At 39.1% G+C, this 6,158-nt stretch carries 5 protein-coding genes and 1 pseudogene; 5 read left to right on the top strand and 1 reads right to left on the bottom strand.

Annotated features, from left to right (window positions below; genetic code table 11):
* The first annotated feature begins 581 nt into the window (after nucleotides 1-581).
* Nucleotides 582-1,397 (top strand): molybdate ABC transporter substrate-binding protein, encoded by an 816-nt coding sequence (modA, locus tag F6K27_RS32045; RefSeq protein WP_287273434.1) that lies wholly within the window; start codon nucleotides 582-584, stop codon nucleotides 1,395-1,397.
* Between the two features lie 295 nt (nucleotides 1,398-1,692).
* On the opposite strand, the gene F6K27_RS32040 is transcribed toward modA, so the two are convergent.
* Complete coding sequence (locus F6K27_RS32040; RefSeq protein ID WP_287273665.1) at nucleotides 1,693-1,857, bottom strand: hypothetical protein; 165 nt, start codon at nucleotides 1,855-1,857, stop codon at nucleotides 1,693-1,695.
* A 31-nt stretch (nucleotides 1,858-1,888) separates the two neighbouring features.
* Between F6K27_RS32040 and F6K27_RS32035 the strand changes: the two genes are divergently transcribed.
* The 4 genes and pseudogenes from F6K27_RS32035 (at nucleotide 1,889) to modB (ending at nucleotide 6,028) form a co-directional block, all read left to right on the top strand.
* Entirely contained in the window at nucleotides 1,889-2,317 is a 429-nt protein-coding gene (locus F6K27_RS32035) for a transposase (RefSeq protein ID WP_353736101.1), read from the top strand.
* 167 nt (nucleotides 2,318-2,484) lie between these two features.
* Nucleotides 2,485-3,024, top strand: a pseudogene (locus F6K27_RS32030) (Uma2 family endonuclease); the annotation flags it as partial.
* An 11-nt stretch (nucleotides 3,025-3,035) separates the two neighbouring features.
* Nucleotides 3,036-3,185, top strand: a complete 150-nt coding sequence (locus F6K27_RS32025; protein ID WP_287273432.1) for a hypothetical protein — start codon at nucleotides 3,036-3,038, stop codon at nucleotides 3,183-3,185.
* A 935-nt stretch (nucleotides 3,186-4,120) separates the two neighbouring features.
* Nucleotides 4,121-6,028, top strand: coding sequence for a molybdate ABC transporter permease subunit (gene modB, locus F6K27_RS32020; protein ID WP_287273430.1), 1,908 nt, complete (start codon nucleotides 4,121-4,123; stop codon nucleotides 6,026-6,028).
* Nucleotides 6,029-6,158: the final 130 nt, after the last annotated feature.

The following is a 6,158-nucleotide window of genomic DNA, read 5'->3' as shown; positions in this document are numbered from 1 at the left end:
GAGATTAGCGTTCGCGGAGCGTGGCGGAGCGCCGTATCGCCTATTTCAATTGGATTTGGATTAATACTCGTAAGGGCAATACAGCAGCACAGAGGGCAGGTTTAGCGTTGGCGTAGCAAGTGTGGCACCTTGGAACTGGAATGACTTAATTACTTATCCCACGCTTTGCGCTCTGCACTACCAACTGGTTTTGATGATACAAGACAACAGTGATTTTAACTTCACTCATCATCGAAGCAAAACTTGGGAAAAAGGATTTGGACAAACCTGCTCTCAAAATTATGTTCGAGGATTGAAAGTACACTCGAGTCTGCTGGTAAGTACAGAAGGAGTACCCTTCGGAATTTCTGACTTAACGGTAAGGCATAGCTATAATATCAGATGCTTTAATGACTGCATAAGCTTCCTTACCTTCTGCTACTCCCAAGTTACTGCTTTTTTAACAGTGCCTTTAAGAGTATTACCAGCACTAACTTTCATACCTATAATCCAAATATGAATTTATTTACTCCGAAAATATTAGCAAAAAACCTCTACAATATTAACAATTTTGGGAAAAATTAAAAGTTGGAGTAATAGGTATGAAAAAAAATCGAATTCTGGTCTTAATTTGTATGGCGATACTTTCCTGTTTATTAACAATTAGTTGTAGCCAAACTAGGGATAATTCATCTTCTGAGCTTACCGCTTCAACAATAAATTTAACAGTTTCAGCAGCAACTAGCCTCAAAGATGCAATGGAAGAAATAGAACCTATTTATGAACAAAAAAATACCAATACTTCTTTAACTTTAAACTTATCTTCCTCCGGTTCTCTACGACAACAAATTGAACAAGGAGCGCCAGTAGATTTATTTATCTCCGCATCTCCTTCCCATATTAATATTTTGCAAGAAAAAGGTCTAATAATAAATGAAAGCCGTCGCGACCTCCTGAAAAATCAAATAGTGTTAATAGTTCCTACAGAAAATACCGCTGCAGTTAACACATTTCAAGACTTAACAAAAGACACTATTAAAAACATATCCATTGGCGAACCAGAAAGCTCTCCCGCAGGAAAATATGCCCAAGAAGTCCTAACTTCTTTGGGTATTTATGAAGCACTTGAAAAGAAAATAGTTTTTGCTAAAAATGTGCGCCAAGTCCTCAATTATGTTGCCACAGGAAATGTTGATGCTGGCATTGTTTATCGTACAGATACTAACGCTTCAAACACAGTAAAAATTGTTGCTAATGCACCTGATAATTCTCATACACCAGTAGTTTATCCCATTGCAGTAATTAAAGATAGTAAAAATATTGAAGCGGCTAAACAATTAGCAGAATTTATGTTTACTCCAGAGGCAAAAGCTGTGTTTGAAAAATATGGTTTTATTACACTAAACAAAAATTATTAGAAGAAGGAGTCAGGAGTCAGGAGACAGGAGACAGGAGACAGAATTTATATCATGTCCGGTTGAATAGTTACATTTTGAAGGAAGGAAGGCAGAAGGCAGAAGGCAGAAGGCAGAAGCTTTTCTGCCATTTTTACCTGAATTTTATAAATAACGATGCTACCGGACATGATATTAGGAGAAAATCATAGCTGCCGTGATTGAGTAATCAATCAAGCAAGTATTTATGCTTATTGAACGGATATATTTGTCATATTGGTTGATATCAAATCCGTTTAATTGGACATAAAAAAAATCTTCAATCGCCATAACTACGTTTATCTTTGTAATTCTTTCTCCTCCTGACTCGGTCCGACTGACTCCTGACTCCTCCTAACTTAACCATTCTATGGCTGTTTAACTGGATTTGATATGATATGCCTCGTCTACCTAGAAATCTACCCTCTAATTGCACCTTCCACATTACGGTCCGCTGCAATAATAAAGAATTTAATTTGGCTAAACGTGCCACCCGAGAACTTTTATTAGAGGTCATTGCCAAGGCGAAGAAGAAATTTGAGTTTAAGCTTTATGGCCTCTGTATTATGCGGAACCATGTTCATTACTTATTAGGGTCAGAAAATCCAGAGGAGTTACCTAAGTTGATGCACTGGCTAAACTGGTATAGCGCTATGGTATTGAACCAATTTTTGCATCGTACTGGACATTTTTGGGAGCAACGGTATTTCAGTGAGGCCATTTCTAACAGCGATCGCGACCGAATTCTCAAGACTCTACGCTATATCCATGCCAACCCCAAAGCTGCAGGGTTTACCTATGCTTTTAGCAATTATGGTAGTTATGCACAATTGACTGATGATGGTTTGACGGAATGGCATCCCGCTTTTCTGGAATTGGCCACAACGTTATACCAATCTGGATAGAAAGAATGTTACAATTATGTGAAATAATTTCCTGAAATTACTGTAGCGTCAAAACTGTAGTCTCAAAGTTTTGAGCCTATAAAATCTTACTTTTGACTTTTGACTTTTGACTTTTAACTTCCGCAAAACGGTATACTCCTAAAAAGAAAAAGACAACTCCTCGCCTTATTTATTACAGTAGCACTCAAGCGAGAAATCGCGATTTCAAAGGTCCTGATTTCTTTGTAGTCTTGAATGTTGAAGACAATACAGATCGTCAAGGATGGGTAGTTTGGGAAGAAGCAGGTCGTTATCCAGATGCAATAGTTGAACTTACTTCTCCTTCAACTGCTAGTGAAGATATTGGCAGTAAAAAGGATATTTACGAATAAACATTCCGCACCCCAAATTATTTTATCTTTAATCCATTTGACAAAGACTCATTACAGGGATGGCATCTAGAAAATAATCAGTATCAGGAGTTACAGCGGAATGATCGGGGATGGTTGTGGTGCGAGAGGTTAGAGCTATGGTTAGGTACTTGGGAAGGAACTATTCTGCGAGAGTCGGCAGTGTGGTTACGATTTTATGACTCCGAAGGAAACTTGGTATTATTGCCAGGAGAAGTAGCTGAACAAGAACGTCAACGTGCTGAACAAGAACAGCAACGTGCTGAACGTCTGGCAGCTAAACTAAAAGAATTAGGGATAGATCCTGATTCTGTCTAATTCTAGAAAATATGGGTAATGGGTGGTGGTGCATAGTAATGGTAAAGGAAGCACGGGAGTTTGGGGGGATGGGGGGATGGGGAGATGGGGACCCACCCCTAACCCCTCCGGTGGAGGGGAATTTGGGGAGATGGGGAGATGAGGAGTGTGGGAGAAATTAAAAAATATGTATCCTACCATTACTATGCAGGACTATCGGGTAATGGAAGTCCATCTCAAGTATGGGGGCGATCGTATAAGTTCGCTCCCTTGTCTTAGTCTCAAGTTTTGATCAGAACAGCCTAACAAATTTCGCTAATTATATCATAATTTTGAGTGTTGGTAATAAATAAATTTTTATCTAGGAACTTTCCTGCCAAAGTTCCTATTTTTTTCCCTAAAAAAATCAAATATTTCTCTATCTTGTAGTCAAAAAAACAGTTTATGCCAGGAAAAAAGATAGAAAATATAAAGTAATTAGGGCTTGCTGATTAAATCTAAAAGCATTGACATATAAAGACTAAAGAATTTTTGGAGTCGAATTGCAGTGCAAATTTTTCACCTCTTTATGCTCATGCATGGAGCGTATTTTAGGCGCATAGTTGGGCAGAAAAATCATTCTTACAAAACGCCCGCTCCTACCTCCTATAAATTCCAATTTCTCCTGTCTCCAGTATAGCTGTCTCCTGTTTCCTACCCCTACCACTCATACTTTTTCAGCAAACCCTAATTAGGGTTTGCGCTCATAAAGCTTTTTGGTAAGGCAGGAGCCAGAATTTCCTACGGAATGCTGCGCAAACAGAATCCTGCAATTCAGGAGGAATGGGAATTATAGAAGAAGTAGTCATCAAGATAGTCCCAAGATTGTTCTGCCATAAAAGCCTCCTCTTTCAAGGGGATAAAAAAAGATCAACTTCAGTATTTCAAACCTCTGGCAATAGGTACGAGGTACTGATAACTGATAACTGAAATGACCCTGATAAAATTACTATTTTTGGAGATGTCTATTACATTCTGAGGTGTCCTCAGAATTACGCACTCGCTTTTGAATTTTGACTTTTGAATTTTGACTTCCGCGTAGCGGTAGTTCCCAACAATTATTTTATTAACATCAATAATGAACTTAGACCTATCTCCTGCTTGGATTTCCCTAAAAACTGCAGCAGTCACTACAACAATCACCTTTTTTCTCGGCATCACAGCAGCACGTTGGATGCTCGGATATCGTGGTAAAGGCAAAGGTATAATTGACGCCATCTTAACATCTCCTCTAGTATTGCCTCCAACCGTAACAGGTTTTCTATTACTATTATTATTTGGTAGAAACGGCCCCCTTGGTCAGCTACTCTCATCAATGGGGATAACATTGATTTTCACTTGGCCTGCAACCGTCATTGCGGCCACTGTGGTGTCATTCCCCCTGATGTACAAAACATCACTGGCAGCTTTTACTCAAATTGATACCAGTCTCCTTGCTTGTGCTAGAACTTTAGGTGCTTCTGAATGGACTGTATTTTGGCGCATTTTGTTACCCTTGGCAAAACCAGGAATTATTGCGGGGACATTATTAGCTTTTGCCCGATCGCTCGGTGAATTTGGCGCTACTTTAATGTTGGCAGGTAGCATTCCTGGCAAAACAGAAACTATTCCGATAGCTATTTTCTTCGCCTCCGAAAGTGGGAACATGAATGAAGCGTTTGCCTGGGTATTAGTAATTTTAGCCATATCTTTAGGAGTAATAACTGGTGTCAACTATTGGTCAGAATCTAAAATCAAAAAACGTAGAGCAAAAAAAACAGAAAAGCAAATTGTAGATGTGCGTTCTGTACCTGTAGTCAAAACACAACCTTTGAGACTAAACTCCCACACAAACTCACAAAATCTATTAGTAGATATCCAGAAAAAATTGCCTGGGTTTCTCTTGGATGTTTGTTTCAATGCTAATAACAAACCATTGGGGTTATTGGGAGGGTCTGGTGCTGGTAAAAGCATGATTTTACGTTGCGTTGCTGGTTTAGAAACTCCTACAAAAGGTCGAATTGTTTTAAATGGGCGAGTATTATTTGATTCGCAACAGAAAATAAATCTGCCTAGTCGCGATCGCCACGTTGGTTATCTATTTCAAAATTATGCTCTCTTCCCCCATATGACTGTCGCGCAAAATATTGCTTTTGGTTTGCCCAAAGGTCTTTCGTCCACAGAGATTAAACAACAAGTGGAAGCTTATCTATTGGCAGTGCAGTTACCAGGATATGGCAAACGATATCCAGCAGAACTTTCCGGAGGTCAGCAACAAAGGGTAGCTTTAGCACGAGCATTAGCAAGTCAACCCGATGCTTTATTGTTAGATGAAGCTTTTTCCGCATTAGATACCCACCTGCGCCATCAGATTGAAACATTGGTTATTGCTACCCTAGAAAATTATCAAGGGGTGACTTTATTAGTGACTCACAACTTAGAGGAAGCTTACCGAATTTGCCAAAATCTCTTGGTTGTCGATGACGGAATTATTCTGACTCACGGTGTCAAACATGACATTTTTGAATATTCTACCAGTGTAAGAGTTGCTCAGTTAACTGGTTGTAAGAACTTTTCTCAAGCAGTAATTATTGATGATCGTAAAGTAGAAGCTGTTGAGTGGGGATGCAGTCTTGATATTCTAGAACCCATTCCAGAACATTTTTCTCACGTTGGTATTCGCGCTCACCAGATTACTTTTACGGAGGAAGCAAACCAACCTAATACTTTCCCCTGTTGGTTAGCAGCAACCAGCGAAACTCAACATCGGATGACTTTATATTTGAAATTATATCGACCTGCAAGAAATGCTTTTGACTACGATTTACACGCAGAAGTATTTAAGGAAAAATGGAATCAAATTAAAAATCGTTCTTTTCCTTGGCAGGTTTGTTTAGACCCATTCCGTTTGTTATTACTAGAAGGAACTATCACAGAAGGAAGAAGGAAGCAAGAAGAAGGAAGAAGCTGGAAGGAAGAAACTGGAAGGTGGAAGGTTAATTATTGATATTAGACTTGTCGCGAAATAAAACCTTAAAGTGAAATGGGAAAATTCTGGTTTTCACTGATTAAATTATCCTGCCATTAAGTAGAAATTCCAGAGTCCAGCCGCAGTGAACATGAAGCGATCGTCGCGC

The organism is Okeania sp. SIO2F5 (assembly GCF_010692685.1).
In the GTDB taxonomy this organism is placed as follows: Bacteria; Cyanobacteriota; Cyanobacteriia; order Cyanobacteriales; family Microcoleaceae; genus Okeania; species Okeania hirsuta.
This window is presented reverse-complemented; position numbering and strand designations above follow the sequence as displayed.